Source organism: Cytobacillus oceanisediminis (assembly GCF_022811925.1).
Classification (GTDB): Bacteria; Bacillota; Bacilli; order Bacillales; family Cytobacillaceae; genus Cytobacillus; species Cytobacillus oceanisediminis_D.
The window spans coordinates 3,937,922-3,954,034 of the sequence record NZ_CP065511.1; the positions used below are offsets into that span (position 1 = coordinate 3,937,922).

Sequence of the window (16,113 nt, forward strand, 5' to 3'; positions counted from 1 at the left end):
AATCCTGTTCATTATTCTTATTTATGCCGCCACTTTAGAAGAATCAACTTCTCCTGGCTGTTTTTTGCCAAAAATATATGAAAGAATTAATACTATTATATTAACACCCAGCACTGCCCATAACATACCTGAAGCTTTGCCATCGAACATCACTTGATAGAAGCTTGAGCCCATTAATCCCCCAAGGATTGGACCAGCTACCGGTATCCACGCATACCCCCAGTTCGATTTCCCTTTTCCTGCAATCGGAAGAAGAAAATGAGCAATGCGCGGTCCCAGGTCTCGAGCCGGATTAATCGCATAGCCAGTTGTTCCTCCGAGCGACATTCCGATTACAACAATCAGAAGGCCTACAGCAATCGGATTTAAGCCTTCTGTAAATTGATTTGCTCCAATAAACATCAATCCCAGTACAAGAATAAACGTCCCAATCATTTCACTTAATAAATTTGAAAATGTATGGGGAATCGCAGGACTGGTTGAGAAAACAGCAAGTTTTGCACCCTGGTCTTCTGTTTCTTTCCAGTGCGGCAGATAGTGAAGGAATACAATAACCCCTCCCAAAAAACCTCCGAGGACTTGAGCCAGAATATAGCCAGGCACGTCTGCCCAAGGGAAATCCCCGCTAAGCGCAAACCCGATTGTTACAGCAGGATTCAAGTGTGCCCCGCTAATCGATCCTACAGCAAAAACCCCCATCGTTACAGCAAGTCCCCAGGCAATTGTGATAACAATCCACCCTCCATTAAAAGAGAAAGTCTTTTTTAAATTCGCCCCGGCAACAACGCCTCCTCCAAAAACAATCAAGATCATCGTTCCAATTATTTCTCCTACAAAAGCAGACATCTGAAAATCCCCTTTCCCTTTTGGCTGATCGGAAACAAAAAAGGAGATTCACGACAGATTAAGCCATTAATGGCTAAACTGTGTGAATCTCCTAATCTCCGACACATAAATTAACTTGTTAAAACCGAGTATACAAGTCTATGAAAACGTTGTCAAACATTTCTTGAACATTTTCATGAAAACCTTTCCCATAATTCTATTTTCGAAGTGGTAATAGCAGATGCTCCTGCATCAAGCGCATTCTTCACTTCTTCTTCTGATCGGATGAGCCCTCCAGCAAATATGGGGGTATTCAAACGTTCTTTTACTTCTTTTATCATCCATGGCATGGCTCCCGGCAAAACTTCTATGTAGTCCGGCCTGGTTTTCTCGATTAATTTATAACTTTTTTCAAGCGCGTGGGAATCGATGAGGAAAATCCTCTGGACAGCGATCACTCCTTTTTGCTTTGCTTTTAGGATGACGCTGGATTTCGTAGAGATTAACCCGTAAGGCTTAAATTCCTGGCAAATATATTCTGCGGCATAGTCATCGCTTTTTAAGCCATGAATCAGATCAACATGATAAATCATTTTCTTGTTATGTGCTTTTGCCATCTGCGAAACATTCTTCAGCTGTGAAATGTGCATATCGAGAAATACACCAATATCATAGGGGCTTTTCAGGAACTTTTCAAATTCTTTCATGTTTGAAGATGCCGGCAAAATTTTTTGATTCATTGTTTCCACTCCTGTATTTGTTATTTCCCTATGTTATAAAGAATGTGCGCATTTCTCAATACCCATTATACATTTTTGCGGTACTCATAATAGCGGAATCCAATTATCATTATTGTCAGCCAGGCACCTCCGGCTGCAAAACCAGCCATTACATCACTAGGAAAATGAACGCCTAAATAGATGCGGCTTAATCCAATCATGATGATAAAGCAGCCTAGCATCAGTGTCCATGCAGTCTTCCATCGTTTTCTTTTTGCCAAATGGATGATCATATAGGCCAGCGAGCCATAAAAAATAAAAGATCCCATTGAATGCCCACTCGGAAAACTGAATCCCTGCTCCTCGATCAGAGGTCTGATATCCGGTCGTTCTCTTTTGAAAATCCATTTCAGCAGCAAGTTAAAAAGTGCTCCGAGACCAGATGAAAGAACCATGAACCATGCAAGTGAAGTCTTTTTAAACAAAAACAAAAGTACGGCCGCCAAAAGTACAGAAAAAGCCAGCCATTTTACCGACCCCAAAAAAGTAATCACACTCATATACTCTGTGAGCCGGGGAGAAATAAATGCCTGTACATACTGAATGGCAGCTTCATCGAATCGAATTAGCTCATTTTCCTTCAATTCGTCCACTAATTCAATAAAAAGCAGCAAAAACCCGCCAAAAATCGCAGCTGCCAGCGCTAAGTAGATGCTATTTTTTAATGTTATATTCTTCCTGTTCATTTATACAAATCCTTTTTATTTATAGGATTACCACTAACTTTGGTAAACGGAACATTTTTTGAAGTTTTATTCTAAAATACTTTATGGCGATTTTCTTCAGCTTTTCTTTAAAAAATGAATAGCTTCCAATTAATAAAAAACCGAGTTTGCACCAGCAAAGTCGGTTTTATTTCTATTAAGCCTGCTTTTTTGCTTTTGTTTTTGCAGGAGCACGTTTCTTTTTAGCTGCCGGTTTTTTCTTTGTTTCTGCATCAGCAGGCTTAGTTTTATCAATGGATGCCTGCAGGGCAGCCATAAGGTCGGTTACATTGGCTGCAGGTTCTTTTTCAACAGGTGTGACTATATCTTTGCCAGTCCGTTTTGCTTCAATAAGCTCCAAAAGAGCTGTCCGGTAGTCATCATTATATTTCTCGGGCTTAAATTCAGTGGTTAGTTGATCAATCAGCATGATGGCAGTATCAATTTCCTTATCAGTCACTTTGTCTTCTGCAGGCACATTTGGCACATCAGCAGCCTTTCGCACTTCATCGGGGTAATGAATCGTCTCCATAACAAGCGTGTTTTCATATACCCGGACCACAGCAAGCTGTTCTTTGGATCGAATTATGATTTTTGCCAAACCTACCTTTTCTGAGGTCTCCAGCGCTTTTCTCAGAAGGGAATAGGCTTTCCCTCCTCCGTCCCCTGGAGACATAAAATACGTGCGATTATAATATATCGGATCAATCTCCTGTATTTTTACAAAGTCCATAATCTCGACAGCTTTATCCTCATTTTCCTGTTTAAGCTTTTCTAAATCCTCATCCTCTAAAACGACAAACTTTCCTTTTGTGTATTCATAAGCTTTTACAATATCTTCGTTTTTAATTTCTACTTCACAAACAGGGCATGTCTTCTCATATTTAATTGGTGAATGACATTCTTTATGAAGATTCCTCAGCTTTATATCCTTATCTTCTGTAGCCGAGTGCAGCTTAATTGGTATATTCACCAGCCCAAAACTGATGCTCCCTTTCCACATTGTATGCATAGTTAGACTCCCATTCTTATTAGACGTAGTACTCATAATTTGTGTATTAACAAAAAGGGAGATACGCTAAAACATTTGGAAACTGAGTAGTTTTAGCGGCAATGGCCAAAACTATAGTAACTATTGTAAAGGAGGCCAAATTGAATGAGACCAATGCTTCCTACATTAACTTTTGAAGTTCCGGAAGAGAAGGAATGGCTCTTTGAAGCAAAGTATGATGGTTTTAGAGCAATCCTGCACTTGGACAAGGAAACCAGACTGACAAGCAGGAATGATAAGCCTTTATTACATATTTTTCCAGAGATTAAGGATTTTTTGGAGCAAAACAAAAATAAATTCGAACCATACCTTCCACTTACACTTGATGGAGAATTAGTCTTTCTGGAGAATGCCTATAAAGCCCATTTTGGATCGATCCAGGTCAGGGGCAGGATGAGGTCTGAAAAGAAAATTCAAGAGAAAGCAAAAGCTGCACCCTGCCGTCTTCTTATTTTTGACATTTTGATGATAAAAGGCAAAAAAATGACCGATAAAGAGTACTTTACCAGAAAAGCAGAACTTGAAGCATTGTTTAAAGATTGTAATATGCCCTTAAAACCTGATGAGCAGGATCAGAGATTGATACAATTAATCCCTCCATACCGCAGCTTTAATGAACTTTGGGAAAAAATTGTCCTGCATGACGGTGAAGGAATCGTGGCAAAGCAGATGAGGAATAAATGGGAAGAAGGAAAGAGATCATCTTTATGGCTAAAATTCAAGAATTGGAAATACGTTTCCTGCTTTATCACTGCATATGAAAAATCAAATGGCTACTTTTATGCTGGTGTATACCAGGGGGATGCTGTCATAGCAATCGGACAGTTTCTTTTTGGGTTGAAGCCAGACGAAAAACAAGCCTTATTCCAAATAATCAAAGATAATAAAACAGATGAAAACAGCCAATTCATTTATGTAGAGCCAGCCATATGTGTGGAAGTTAAATATCTGGAGATTTATGAGGATCAAATGCGCGAACCGCACTTTCACCAGTTTCGTTTTGATTTGAAGCCTGATGCCTGCACTTACGATAAATTTATACAGCAGCAGAAAAACCTGCCTCCCGAAATAGAAATCACCCATCCAGACAAGCCATTATGGGAAACACCAGCTATTCAAAAGATTGATTACATTCACTTTTTAAGAGAGATTGCTCCATATATGCTGCCATTTTTAAAAAACAGGCTTTTAACTGTAATCCGCTACCCGCATGGGATCTTTGCAGAGCCTTTCTACCAGAAAAATTGCCCGGATTACGCACCGGATTTTGTGGAAACCGAAATGTCAGAAGGCATCAACTATATTGTCTGCAATAATCTTCAAACGCTGCTCTGGCTTGGCAACCAGCTTGCATTTGAATATCATATCCCATTTAAGACCATTTACAGCAATGGACCAAGCGAAATAGTGTTTGATTTAGATCCTCCTTCGAGGGACGCTTTTCATCTTGCCATTAAAGCTGCACTATTGATTAAAGAGGTGCTTGACCAGCTGAAATTAATCAGCTTCGTCAAAACATCCGGCAATAAAGGTCTGCAAATCTATATCCCGCTGCAGGAAAATACGTATAGTTTTGATGATACTCGGCTGTTCACAGAATTTATTGCCCAGTATCTAATTTCCAAAGACCCCGATTCTTTTACAACAGAAAGATTAAAGAAAAATCGTGGAGGCAGGCTTTATGTGGATTATATCCAGCATGCAGAAGGCAAGACAATCATTGCTCCTTATTCAGCAAGAGGAAATAAATCTGCAACTGTCGCTGCTCCGCTATTTTGGGAGGAAGTCAACGAGAAATTAACAATGGAGCGGTTTCAGATAACCAATCTTATAAAAAGGATTAACAGCGATGGAGATCCATTCAGTTCTTATTTTCAAACAAAAGAAATTCAGCCCTTTTCTCCGGTGCTCGATTTTTTAAAACAGCAAAACAAAAAAGGATAAGGCCAGTGCCTTATCCTACATCCATTCTTTAAGTACCGCTTGGGCATATTCCTGAAGTTTAGCATACTGCTTAATTTCTCCAGTATGTTCCTCTTTCTGGGACAGGGAGAACTCTGCTGGATTTTCCATATTGACTTCCGCTTCACAGCGGTAAACATAGCTGGCATTCCCAATTAAATCAATGAACCGCCTGCCATTCTTCTCATGAACTACACAGCGCACTTTTCCACCATTATTGTATACTTCAACAGGCTCTTCGATTTTATTCAGCCCATTCATGCAAGTGACAAGTGTTGAAGCGGACATGGCCGTACCGCAGGCATTGGTAAATCCTACTCCCCGCTCAAATGTCCTAACATAAATATGCCCTTTTTTTAATGGCTTTACAAAGCTGACATTTACTCCATCAGGAAAGAATTCATTCGGCCCGTTCAAATATTCGCTGATATTTTTTTGCAGGTCAGATGTAATGTGCTCTTTCTCCACAATGGAAACAAAATGGGGATTAGGGACTGCTAAGGCTGTAAAAGCTAATTCCTCTGAGATCCCGCTGACTTTTTCATTAATTATTGTATCTTTATCGAGAATTAAAGGAAGATCCTTCAAATCGAATGAAACAGGTGATATTTCAACAAGATAAGTCGGAATGTCCTCAAAGATACCCTCTTGCTTTTTTACCTGCAAATCCGCTTTCATGGTTTCAATGATGGCTTCTTTTAGACCAAGAAGTTCACATACATAACGGGCAACGCATCTTAATCCATTTCCGCACATTGAGGCTTCTGATCCATCCGGATTAAAAACACGCATCCTGGCATCTGCTTTTTCACTTTTTAATACGAAAAGAATTCCATCTGCACCAAGTTCAGTGCTGCGGTCACATATTGCTTTGGCAAGCTCAGCACGTTTCTCCTCTGTAAAATTATACGTATGGGAAATTTCATCTATTATAAAGAAATCATTTCCTGATCCATGACATTTCAGCAGTTCAATGTTCATCGTAATACCTCCAAACCATTTGTAGCTCAACTTATAAATAAGAGTGCCATAAAAGCATTTATTATTCAATAATTGTTTTCTTTATTATATTATTAACTTATCAGAAAACTGATAAGCTCCGTCATTTAGGGAAGTGACCGATATTAATACTGAACTTTATACATTTAAATTTTTCATTCAGCGGATCGAAGAGTTTGGCAGCGTTATTAATGAAAAAAATGCCTTTGTAGAAACAACTGCATTTTTTAATAAAACAATTGTATATGAAGGGAGTATCCGGGTGCGTTTCAATGACTATGGAATTTTCCCCTTCCCCGAGGACCTTTCCCGGGCAGACATTCCGGTGTCTGTTAAAAGGAAGATGGCTGCAGAAATGAAAAGGTATATTAAGCCGCAGAAAAAATATCTATAATAGTACTGCGGCTAACATATTAGCTTGGCTGTCTGCTGGTATATTTTTCAGGATTCATAAGCTGACTGGACCAGGCTAATGATTCTGAATAGATCTTAAAAATGGTTTTTTCATCAACACTCAGTTTCTCACACATTTCGCTGATCCTGCTCCATTGCGCTTTCTCTACTGCAAAAGCAAGATCGAGTATCTCTTTCAGCTTATTATTTTTCCCTCGGAGGGCTTCACAAATATCATCCTGCAAAGGAAGTTCATCGAGAATTTGACTCATCGGGATATTCAGCAATGAATCCATTAATGAAAACATTCCTGTCATAAAATAGCTCGATGATACGCTTTTTCCGGTTCTGAGTCTCCCAATTTCCTCACACATTTTGGCACGAGTCATTGATAACCTGATAGTCTCTTCTGCCATTTGGGACTTTTGAATAATATTTTCCCTTACCGCCAATACATAGATCCACTTTTCAAGTTCGATCAATCCCAGCAGAACTATCGCCTGGCGGATTGAATTTATCTTTTGCTTTGGACGATAAGCTGGTGAGTTTATTAGTTTCAGCAATTTATAAGACAGTGATATGTCACGTTCGATTAATTCAGTTATGCGGTCAAGACTTGGCTCCTCATTTGACAGGTTTTGGATCATCTCATAATAGGATTGAAAATAGGACGGGACATCATGTGTAGACATTATGACTGGCTTCGCAAAAAAATAACCCTGAAAATAATCGTAACCCTTGCTTTTCGCTTCTTCGTAGCTCTCTCTTGTCTCTACCTTTTCAGCAACTGTTTTAATTTTGAGCTGATTAACAAGCATTTCAATTTTTTCCCGCATATCCTTTGGGGTATTAAGAAAGTCCACCTTTATGATATCAGCGTATTTCAGCAATTGTCTTGCAAATGGATTGGTTGCATTGAATACATAATCATCAAGTGCGATCTGATAACCAAGTTCCTTCAAATCTTTGCAAATATTGACCAGTTCCGCACTAGGCTCTACAGTTTCAAGGATTTCGACAACGATTTCCCGAGGCCTAAAATAAGCAGGGAGCTTGAGCTTCAGCAATTTTTCCGTAAAATTAATAAAACATGGCTTTCCTTCAGAAAGATGGTCAATCCCTATATTTAAAAAACTATTAATAATTACCTCAGCCGTGGCCTGATCTTCATCTATTTCAGGAAAGGCATTTACCTGATTATTTCTATACAAAAGTTCATAAGCAAACACTTCTTCTTTAGAATTGAAAATCGGCTGCCTTGCTACAAACACTTCCATTGACATACCTCCGAAAACACCATATTACTATAGACCTATATTAGCTCAATTAATTTATTGCGTGTGTCGAAACTTGTTGAATAAAAAGAAATTTTTATATTATTATACAAAATTCCCCAGCTTTCTTTGTTTCATTAGAAAAAGAAAAAGGATGCCCCAATAGGACATCCCAATATCTATATTAACTAATCACATGAAAAACAAAGTTGAATAAAAATAAAGCAGCTATAACATACAATGCAAGTGAAACTTCCTTTGCTTTGCCAATCGAAATCTTTAAGATTGGATAAAGAATAAATCCAATGGCAATGCCGTCCGCAATACTATACGTGAACGGGATCATGGCTATGATAAAGATAGCTGGAAAGCTTTCGCTCATATCCTTTAAGTCAAGATTGCGGATGTTTTGAAGCATCAGTCCGCCAATAATGATAAGAATAGGTGCAATTGCACTGTTGGGAATCAATTTAATAACAGGAATAAAGAATGCGGATAACATAAACAGCAATCCAGTTGTAACTGCTGTCAATCCTGTACGTCCGCCGGCAGCCATACTCGCTGCACTTTCAACCGTTGCTACAGTCGGGCTTGTCCCAAAAATACCTGACAATAATGCAGAAACCGAAGTTGCCTGAAAAGCACGCTTAAACTGTTCCGGCCTATTAATAAAACCAACATGACCGTGAACTAATCCGATATTTTCAAAGACAAGAACCATTGTTAATGAAAAAATGGCAATCCAAAAAGTGACGGAAAGCAAGTTATCAAATGACATCGCTCCAAAAACTTCCATATAATCGGAAAGAGCGAACGGCTTTTCATCGGGATTTTGCACATTAATCGGACCAAAAGCCCATGCTATCAATGTTCCTGCTGCAACAGTAATCAAAAAGTTGCCGGGCACATTGCGCATGAATAAAATGATGGCAAGCAAGAACGTTAAGATGGTCGCGAGCACTTGCGGGTCTCCAAGTTCACCCATAGCAATAATGGAGTTTGTCCCTTTTTCAACGATTCCGCCTTTTTCAAGTCCGATCAGCATCAAGAAAAGTCCGAGCCCCACTGTTATTGCTTCTTTAAGTGAGTGCGGAATCGATTCGCTCAATGTCTTTGCGAATCGCGAAAAAGCCACGAATACAAAGATCAGACCAGATATAAAGACAACAGCCAATGCTTCCTGCCAGGATAAGTCCATGGATTGGACCATTGTATAGGAAAATAAAGCGTTAATTCCCATTCCAGGCACAAGGAGAATCGGTACATTTGCCCAAAACCCCATAATCAAACAGCCGGCAACCGATGTTATAATGGTTGCAAAAATGGCTGCTTCCAGCGGAATTCCTGCTTCAGAGAGAATTAGAGAGTTAACTGCGATAATATAAACAATCGTAAAAAAGCCGATTGCCCCAGCCATAACCTCCCTTTTTACAGTTGTTCCATTTGAATCAAGCTGAAAAAGCTGGTTAAACCACTTATTCATATATACTACCTATCTATTCAATTAGCCCTCTCCCTACCCGCTCTCCCCGTATATATCTCCCTCAGTTAAGAGTGATCAGTAAAAAGTACGGGTGAGCCACAAGCTGTATTTTATCAAAAAAAACTCTTTCTGCCAATAGAAAGGTCAGACGTCTGCTCATATTTTTCAAAAAAAAATCAGCGGATATTCCCCCGCTGATTTTTGATAGATATAGCAACAGGGCAAGACTGTTGCACCTGTAAGCATACACTTATTTTTTTCATGCCTGCAAAAAATGCGGAACTTTATTCACTGTCAGATAATTGTCTATACAGATTGCCCATTTCAATAGCTCCAACAGCCGCTTCCCATCCTTTGTTTCCGGCTTTGGTGCCTGCACGCTCAATTGCCTGTTCAATCGTGTCAGTTGTAAGAACACCGAAGATTACAGGGACACCGCTCTGCAATGCTGTCGCTGAGACCCCTTTAGCCACTTCGCCGCTGACAAAATCAAAATGCGGAGTTGCTCCGCGGATCACTGTGCCAAGGGTGATGACTGCATCATATTTTCCGGATTGGGACAGCTTTTTAGCTGCCAGTGGGATTTCGAATGCTCCAGGAACCCAAACAACCGTCACATCTTCTTCGCTTACTCCGTGGCGCTTAAGTGCATCTTCCGCTCCGCTTAAAAGCTTGCCTGTAATGAATTCATTAAAACGCGACACTACAATTGCCATTTTTAATCCTGTTCCTACTAAATGTCCTTCGATTACCTTTTTCATCTCTAATCGCTCCCTTAAAATTGTAATAAATGCCCAAGTTTTGTTTTCTTTGTTTTTAAGTAAATCTCATTTTCAGATTTGGCAGGCATTTGAAGAGGAACTCGTTCGGATACCTCCAGCCCATAGCCGCCCAGTCCAGCAATTTTGCGGGGATTATTGGTTAGCAGGCGCATTTTTTTTACCCCGAGATCCCTAAGGATTTGTGCACCTACCCCATAGTCGCGAAGATCGTCCTTAAATCCGAGCTTATGATTTGCTTCAACGGTATCGTAGCCCTCTTCCTGCAGCTTATAGGCTTTCAATTTATTGATCAGGCCGATGCCGCGCCCTTCCTGTCTCATGTATAAAAGGATTCCCCGGCCTTCCTCTTCAATCTGCGATAATGCTGCTTCAAGCTGCGGCCCGCAGTCGCAGCGGTTAGACCCGAATACATCCCCGGTCAGGCACTCCGAATGAACACGAAGCAATACGGGTTCGTTTTCATCGATTTCTCCCTTTACAAGAGCAACATGGTCTTTTCCATCGATTGTGTTTGTATAACCTACCGCTCTAAAATCTCCAAATTCTGTTGGAAGCTGTATCTCCACTTCCCTTTTTACAATGGAGTCATGCTTCAATCGATACTCTATCAGTTGCTGAATAGTAATCATTTTTAAGTTAAACTTTTCAGCCACTTTTTCAAGATCATCCACTCGCGCCATTGTTCCATCGTCTTTCATAATTTCACAGATAATCCCGGCTGGTGCTGCACCGGCAAGACGTGCCAGATCGACCGCAGCCTCTGTATGGCCTGCCCGCCTTAGTACTCCCCCCTTTTTCGCCACTAGAGGAAAAACATGTCCCGGCCTGGAAAAGTCTGAAGGTTTAGCGTCATCCTCAAGCATTTCCTTTATCGTGAAAGCACGCTCAAATGCACTGATGCCTGTAGTGGTTTTCACATGGTCAATACTGACTGTGAAAGCTGTCCCATGGCTGTCAGTGTTCACTTCTGCCATTGGATTCAGTTCCAGCTTTTCAGCCAGCTCCTCAGTGATAGGTGTACAGATCAGGCCTCTGCCTTCTTTGGCCATAAAGTTGATCGTATCGGGTTTCGCATATTCCGCGATTGCCAGGAAATCACCTTCATTTTCCCTGTCTTCATCATCACAGACAATGATGACTTTTCCTGCTTTTAAATCTTCTAATGCCTCATTTATTTCACTGAACATGTTTGATTGACCCTCCTTTTGCTCATTATAAGAAGCCATTCTCTTTTAGGAATCGCTCTGATACTCCTTCTTTAGGCGAAGCGGTTTCCTGCTGCCTATTCATGAAGGAATATAGATATTTGGCAAGCATATCGAACTCGAGGTTAACAATGTCTCCCGCTGCTTTGAAGCCGAGTACCGTTTCACTTGCTGTGTGGGGAATGATCGAGACAGTAACAGTATTGTCTTCATTACCGAAAACAGTCAGCGAAATCCCATCCACGGCAATTGATCCTTTCATGATAAGCAAATGGCTTAATGCAGGCGGCACAGATATTTGTATATAAATGGCATTTTCGCTTGTTGATTTTTTTATGATCTGACCTGTTCCATCAACATGCCCTGTCACAAAATGCCCTCCAAAGCGGCCATTTGCTGACATCGCCCTCTCCAGATTGACTTTTGTTCGTTCTTTAATGGCAGAAAGCGAAGTACTTTTGAATGTTTCAGGCATGACATCTGCTGAAAATTCATTTTTCGCAAATTCCGTAACTGTAAGGCACACGCCATTAACCGAAATGCTGTCCCCCAGTCCAACATCTGATAAAACTTTGGAGGCCTGAATTGTCAGTTTCATGGCCTTGCCTTGCTGAACTACTTTTTTTACTGTTCCCAGTTCCTCAATAATTCCAGTAAACATTATTCCCTGGCCTCCCTCAGCGGTTTTGCGGTAATTCTAAGGTCTCCGCCAATCCTTTGAATTTCTGTGAATTCCAGTACAGGGGCGTCTTTTACATAGTTGGCACCCTCCCCGCCAATAAATGGAATCGCCTTATTGCCTCCAATAATTTTAGGAGCCACATAAAGGATTATCTGCTGAAAGAAACCGCTTTTTATAAATGAAGCATGAACCTCTGAACCGCCTTCAACAAATAAAGTCATGATATTTCTTTCACCTAAATTTTTTAATACTTCTATAATCGGCACCTCATTAGCAGGAAAAGAAAAAACTTCAGCATCATACTTCTTTATCTCTTCTGCCTTTGACCGATCTATTTCGCAGCCGGTAAAGATTATGGTCTTTACAGACTGATCTCGGATGACATTTGCGTCAGCCGGAATTCTCAGATTTGTATCTAATACTACTCGAATGGGATTTTTTCCGCCTTGGGGCAGCCTGGCGGTTAAAAGGGGATTATCGTGAATGATCGTATTTACACCTGTAAGTATTGCGTCATGTTCATGCCGTAGCCGATGTACATCCTGCCTGGATTCTGGAGAGGTAATCCATTTGCTGTCACCGGTTTTTGCAGCTGTTTTCCCATCAAACGATGAGGCTGCTTTAATGGTTACATATGGTGTCTTTGTTTTTATTAAATGGAAAAATGGTTCGTTTAGGGCATCTGCTTCCTCCTTCAATAAGCCGGTCACTACTTCAATCCCGGCATCCTGCATCCTTTCAATTCCTTTGCCGGAAACAAGAGGATTTGGATCGGCAGAAGCAATAAAAACCCTACTAATTCCTGAATTAATTATTAAGTCTGCGCATGGCGGAGTCCTGCCAAAATGGCTGCATGGCTCAAGCGTGACATAAATATCAGCGCCTTTAGCCTTATCGCCAGCTGCAGCAATCGCATGGACTTCAGCATGGGGAGTACCTGCTTTCAGGTGAGCACCCATCCCCAGAATTTCACCATTTTTAACAACAACCGCACCCACCTGCGGGTTAGGACTGGTTTGGCCTTTAGTGGCCGCTGCCAGGCTGATGGCTAACTTCATATATTCCTGATGGTTCAAATTATCTGATTCCTCCTTCCCTTACTATTTCTCCAAATTAAGTATGAAACGGCAAAACCCCGTACACCAGCTAGGTGAAACGGGGCAAAATCACATGACGAAATAAGCGTTTAAAAAAGCTTTTTTCAACGCAGCACTATAATCATTCCTTCTCCCATCCAGACTTTCACTGTCGGCTTTGGAGTTTCACCAAATCCACCGTTTTCATAAGAGAAAAGCGGAAGGCGCCTGGAGCTAGACACTTATCTAGCTTCAGAATTTATGCAAACTTATCTTTTTGAAAAGCGCAAGCACCTTGCATCTCTACTAATAAAACCGGGTCACGGACTAAGAGGGCGTACCCTCATCACCGCCGGTTGGGAATTTCACCCTGCCCCGAAGGAAATCCTATTCTATTATAAGAATCTTACCATGAATAGTCGGAATATACAAAGAGAATTGCTTGTGAAAGAATTGAAACTTTTGCTTTAAACAGCCGTATAGTTAACTATAGAAGAAGGAGAGGACTTTAAATATGATTGAACCAAGAGAACATCTAATAAATGAATTAAGAAAATGTGAAGAATGGGAAAAAGACCAAGGTGATTTATGGTTTTGGGAGAAGCTGGGAAGACTCCCTTTTAAACTTATTGATAGATTCACACCGGAGTTCATACAAAAAAAGGTTGGAGTGATTCTTGATGAGCTTGGCACATATATTCAATCAGGAGGAAGATATTTAAGTTCAGCTTCGGCGTTAAAGAATTATTATCCTGAACAAAATATTCATACCTTACAGGATGTAGAAGCCCTGCCCATATCAAAGATGGATGAAGCCGCCGAAAAGCTAAGCTCAAACCGTAAAAGAACCGCTGCATTGCAAGGTGCTAGTACCGGGGTCGGAGGGATTTTCACCCTGACGATTGATATCCCTCTTCTCCTTGGCATTCAGCTAAAAACTCTGCAGGATATCGCGATTTGCTATGGCTTTGATCCAGCTGATAAGAATGAAAGAATGTTCATCGTAAAAATTCTGCAATTTGTTTCCAGTGACATTGTAGGAAAAAAAGCCATTCTGCAGCAGCTTTCCATGTTTGGTTCTAAAGAAGACGGATCAAAAAGGGAAGTCGTTTCAGAGCTTCAGGGATGGAGAGAAGTTGTGTTTTCTTACAGGGATCAAATTGGCTGGAAAAAACTTTTCCAAATGATCCCGATAGCCGGACTGCTGTTTGGGGCTTTCATAAATCGCTCAGCCGTAAATGACATTGCCGAAGCAGGCATTATGCTATACCGAAAAAGAGTAATCGTTAATCGTCTGCACCAGAATAGGATTACAGAAATAAAACCGGAGAGCTAAAATGGCTCTCCGGTTTTATTTAAGGAAGCTTTTTGATCTCCTTCTCCATATACTCTTCATTTAAAGCTCCCAAAACTTTCTCTCTAATAACACCATCAGAATCAATAAAATAGCTTGTAGGATAAGCCATTATATTATAGTCAGAACCCGCCTCTCCTTTTACATCCATAGGAATTGTAAAAGTCAGCCCCAGCTCTTTTACGAATTTCTCTGCGTCACTGCTATTTTTTTCTGTGTTTGTGAGATTGACGGCTAGAATATCGAAATTTTCATCTTTATACTTGTTATACAGCTTCTCCATATGCGGCATTTCCGCACGGCAAGGAGGACACCAGCTTGCCCAGAAATTTAAAAGCACTGCCTTGCCCCTGTAGTCGGAGAGTTTTACTGGGTTTCCTTCCATATCTGACAGTTCAAAATCAGGAGCAAGATTTCCTTTCTCAAGACCAACAGGCAAATCTTCAGGATCTTCCATTTTATCGTATTTCTGCATTTGTCCGGCTTGCTCTACTACCCCTTTTTCCTTGAGAATTGTTTTGTCAACAATAAACAGCAAAAGGACAATAACCGCGGCTGCGAGTAGAAATTTTTTCATTCCAACACCTCTATACTGATATCCCTATATATTAGCTGAACTTATCATACTATATGGGGAATATAGAATCTATAAATGTGCACTCTGTTTTAGTGATTGCGGTAAAGAAAAAACGTCGCAAAAATGGCATAAATTCTAAGCTTTTCTTTTGCTGTCAGACCCTCATCAAAAGAAAGTACAGGTGTATTGGGGTCCCTAAACTGCTGCCCCCATTCAAGCGGCATCCATCCTTTGCGAAGACGTGCAATCCTTTTTGATTTCTCATCAAGAACTTGAAAATCCGTATGGAAAAAGGTTTTAGCAATGGAATATCGATCACAGCCATTCTCAAATACCAGTTTGGATCCATCTTTTTTATTAATTATTGTTTCTTTGCAGGAGTCTTTCGCAAACGAAATATTCATGCCTTTTTTATCGATTAGGATTGATGCCTCCAGATTATCTTTATGATCGTAGATTCCCAGCCTTCTTGGAAAAAGCCGGTCCAAAAAATAAGGCAAGAACCATCGAAACTTCCACATTTTCATATCCCTGATTTCACCAACCTGCCTTCCTTCCGGATCAAAAAGCACCATTCTAAGGGCGGGAGCCGGCATAAAAGCGATCATCAAATTTGACTGGCATAAGAATGAGAGAAGGGCTTGTCTGCTTTTCTTGGAATTTCCCTCCTCAATCTCAGCCGCCCTTTGCTTATTCAGCAAGTGAATTTGATGGCACAGAAAACTATATATGATGAAAGGGATTAGAAAAAGAATTAAATTAGTCCGTGGAAATTCATTTATTAAAACCAATAGAAGGAAAAATGGAGGTACAAGTGCGGCAAGGCTAGCATTTATTGAGATGTCAGCTGTTTTCCGGTAATATTGCTGGATATTCATTAGTATGTCTCCCCCGCTATATGTATTTCTCTATATTCTATTAAATAGTTCCAAAAAAAATGAATTTTTGGCAGGATTTTATGAAGGGG

The 16,113-nt window shown here is 40.4% G+C and carries 16 protein-coding genes and 1 riboswitch; of the genes, 3 read left to right on the plus strand and 13 right to left on the minus strand.

What is annotated here, in order from left to right:
- Nucleotides 1–21: 21 nt before the first annotated feature.
- From IRB79_RS19675 to IRB79_RS19690, 4 genes are all read right to left on the minus strand, one after another.
- The gene (locus tag IRB79_RS19675; RefSeq protein ID WP_243504272.1) at nucleotides 22–846 is read right to left on the minus strand and encodes an MIP/aquaporin family protein; all 825 of its coding nucleotides are present in this window, start codon (nucleotides 844–846) and stop codon (nucleotides 22–24) included.
- A gap of 173 nt (nucleotides 847–1,019) precedes the next feature.
- Nucleotides 1,020–1,565, minus strand: coding sequence for a glycerol-3-phosphate responsive antiterminator (locus IRB79_RS19680; RefSeq protein ID WP_279401031.1), 546 nt, complete (start codon nucleotides 1,563–1,565; stop codon nucleotides 1,020–1,022).
- Nucleotides 1,566–1,630: 65 nt separating this feature from the next.
- Entirely contained in the window at nucleotides 1,631–2,290 is a 660-nt protein-coding gene (locus IRB79_RS19685; protein ID WP_243504276.1) for a phosphatase PAP2 family protein, read from the minus strand.
- A 175-nt stretch (nucleotides 2,291–2,465) separates the two neighbouring features.
- Entirely contained in the window at nucleotides 2,466–3,320 is an 855-nt protein-coding gene (locus IRB79_RS19690; RefSeq protein WP_243504278.1) for a non-homologous end joining protein Ku, read from the minus strand.
- Between the two features lie 144 nt (nucleotides 3,321–3,464).
- Here IRB79_RS19690 and IRB79_RS19695 point away from each other — a divergent pair, with 144 nt between their 5' ends.
- Nucleotides 3,465–5,303, plus strand: coding sequence for a DNA ligase D (locus IRB79_RS19695; protein ID WP_243504280.1), 1,839 nt, complete (start codon nucleotides 3,465–3,467; stop codon nucleotides 5,301–5,303).
- 15 nt (nucleotides 5,304–5,318) lie between these two features.
- Here IRB79_RS19695 and dapF read toward each other — a convergent pair whose 3' ends face one another.
- The gene (dapF, locus tag IRB79_RS19700; protein WP_243504282.1) at nucleotides 5,319–6,302 is read right to left on the minus strand and encodes a diaminopimelate epimerase; all 984 of its coding nucleotides are present in this window, start codon (nucleotides 6,300–6,302) and stop codon (nucleotides 5,319–5,321) included.
- Between the two features lie 133 nt (nucleotides 6,303–6,435).
- Here dapF and IRB79_RS19705 point away from each other — a divergent pair, with 133 nt between their 5' ends.
- A complete protein-coding gene (locus IRB79_RS19705; protein ID WP_243504284.1) occupies nucleotides 6,436–6,714 on the plus strand; it encodes a hypothetical protein in 279 nt (92 codons plus the stop codon).
- A gap of 19 nt (nucleotides 6,715–6,733) precedes the next feature.
- On the opposite strand, the gene IRB79_RS19710 is transcribed toward IRB79_RS19705, so the two are convergent.
- From IRB79_RS19710 to ribD, 6 genes are all read right to left on the minus strand, one after another.
- Nucleotides 6,734–7,990 (minus strand): EAL and HDOD domain-containing protein, encoded by a 1,257-nt coding sequence (locus IRB79_RS19710; RefSeq protein ID WP_243504287.1) that lies wholly within the window; start codon nucleotides 7,988–7,990, stop codon nucleotides 6,734–6,736.
- Nucleotides 7,991–8,171: 181 nt separating this feature from the next.
- Entirely contained in the window at nucleotides 8,172–9,470 is a 1,299-nt protein-coding gene (locus IRB79_RS19715; RefSeq protein ID WP_243504290.1) for an NCS2 family permease, read from the minus strand.
- 284 nt (nucleotides 9,471–9,754) lie between these two features.
- Nucleotides 9,755–10,231, minus strand: a complete 477-nt coding sequence (gene ribH / locus IRB79_RS19720; protein WP_243504293.1) for a 6,7-dimethyl-8-ribityllumazine synthase — start codon at nucleotides 10,229–10,231, stop codon at nucleotides 9,755–9,757.
- Nucleotides 10,232–10,245: 14 nt separating this feature from the next.
- A complete protein-coding gene (locus IRB79_RS19725; RefSeq protein ID WP_243504296.1) occupies nucleotides 10,246–11,439 on the minus strand; it encodes a bifunctional 3,4-dihydroxy-2-butanone-4-phosphate synthase/GTP cyclohydrolase II in 1,194 nt (397 codons plus the stop codon).
- A 25-nt stretch (nucleotides 11,440–11,464) separates the two neighbouring features.
- A complete protein-coding gene (gene ribE, locus IRB79_RS19730) occupies nucleotides 11,465–12,118 on the minus strand; it encodes a riboflavin synthase (protein WP_243504298.1) in 654 nt (217 codons plus the stop codon).
- Nucleotides 12,118–13,215, minus strand: coding sequence for a bifunctional diaminohydroxyphosphoribosylaminopyrimidine deaminase/5-amino-6-(5-phosphoribosylamino)uracil reductase RibD (gene ribD / locus IRB79_RS19735; RefSeq protein ID WP_243504301.1), 1,098 nt, complete (start codon nucleotides 13,213–13,215; stop codon nucleotides 12,118–12,120). The genes ribE and ribD overlap by 1 nt, the downstream gene beginning before the upstream one ends.
- Before the next feature lie 142 nt (nucleotides 13,216–13,357).
- Nucleotides 13,358–13,602: riboswitch (FMN riboswitch) on the minus strand.
- Nucleotides 13,603–13,729: 127 nt separating this feature from the next.
- Here ribD and IRB79_RS19740 point away from each other — a divergent pair.
- Nucleotides 13,730–14,551 (plus strand): EcsC family protein, encoded by an 822-nt coding sequence (locus IRB79_RS19740; protein ID WP_243504303.1) that lies wholly within the window; start codon nucleotides 13,730–13,732, stop codon nucleotides 14,549–14,551.
- A 19-nt stretch (nucleotides 14,552–14,570) separates the two neighbouring features.
- On the opposite strand, the gene IRB79_RS19745 is transcribed toward IRB79_RS19740, so the two are convergent.
- Nucleotides 14,571–15,146: a TlpA disulfide reductase family protein gene (locus IRB79_RS19745; RefSeq protein WP_243504305.1), complete on the minus strand. Its 576-nt coding sequence runs from the start codon at nucleotides 15,144–15,146 to the stop codon at nucleotides 14,571–14,573.
- An 89-nt stretch (nucleotides 15,147–15,235) separates the two neighbouring features.
- Entirely contained in the window at nucleotides 15,236–16,024 is a 789-nt protein-coding gene (locus tag IRB79_RS19750; protein WP_243504306.1) for a hypothetical protein, read from the minus strand.
- Between the last annotated feature and the right edge of the window lie 89 nt (nucleotides 16,025–16,113).

What these genes read in the sequence shown, in the direction of transcription:
- IRB79_RS19675 (WP_243504272.1), bottom strand. Translation starts at nt 846, where the DNA reads ATGTCTGCTTTTGTAGGAGAAATAATTGGAACGATGATCTTGATTGTT.
- IRB79_RS19680 (WP_279401031.1), bottom strand. Translation starts at nt 1,565, where the DNA reads ATGAATCAAAAAATTTTGCCGGCATCTTCAAACATGAAAGAATTTGAA.
- IRB79_RS19685 (WP_243504276.1), bottom strand. Translation starts at nt 2,290, where the DNA reads ATGAACAGGAAGAATATAACATTAAAAAATAGCATCTACTTAGCGCTG.
- IRB79_RS19690 (WP_243504278.1), bottom strand. Translation starts at nt 3,320, where the DNA reads ATGCATACAATGTGGAAAGGGAGCATCAGTTTTGGGCTGGTGAATATA.
- IRB79_RS19695 (WP_243504280.1), top strand. Translation starts at nt 3,465, where the DNA reads ATGAGACCAATGCTTCCTACATTAACTTTTGAAGTTCCGGAAGAGAAG.
- dapF (WP_243504282.1), bottom strand. Translation starts at nt 6,302, where the DNA reads ATGAACATTGAACTGCTGAAATGTCATGGATCAGGAAATGATTTCTTT.
- IRB79_RS19710 (WP_243504287.1), bottom strand. Translation starts at nt 7,990, where the DNA reads ATGGAAGTGTTTGTAGCAAGGCAGCCGATTTTCAATTCTAAAGAAGAA.
- IRB79_RS19715 (WP_243504290.1), bottom strand. Translation starts at nt 9,470, where the DNA reads ATGAATAAGTGGTTTAACCAGCTTTTTCAGCTTGATTCAAATGGAACA.
- ribH (WP_243504293.1), bottom strand. Translation starts at nt 10,231, where the DNA reads ATGAAAAAGGTAATCGAAGGACATTTAGTAGGAACAGGATTAAAAATG.
- IRB79_RS19725 (WP_243504296.1), bottom strand. Translation starts at nt 11,439, where the DNA reads ATGTTCAGTGAAATAAATGAGGCATTAGAAGATTTAAAAGCAGGAAAA.
- ribE (WP_243504298.1), bottom strand. Translation starts at nt 12,118, where the DNA reads ATGTTTACTGGAATTATTGAGGAACTGGGAACAGTAAAAAAAGTAGTT.
- IRB79_RS19740 (WP_243504303.1), top strand. Translation starts at nt 13,730, where the DNA reads ATGATTGAACCAAGAGAACATCTAATAAATGAATTAAGAAAATGTGAA.
- IRB79_RS19745 (WP_243504305.1), bottom strand. Translation starts at nt 15,146, where the DNA reads ATGAAAAAATTTCTACTCGCAGCCGCGGTTATTGTCCTTTTGCTGTTT.
- IRB79_RS19750 (WP_243504306.1), bottom strand. Translation starts at nt 16,024, where the DNA reads ATGAATATCCAGCAATATTACCGGAAAACAGCTGACATCTCAATAAAT.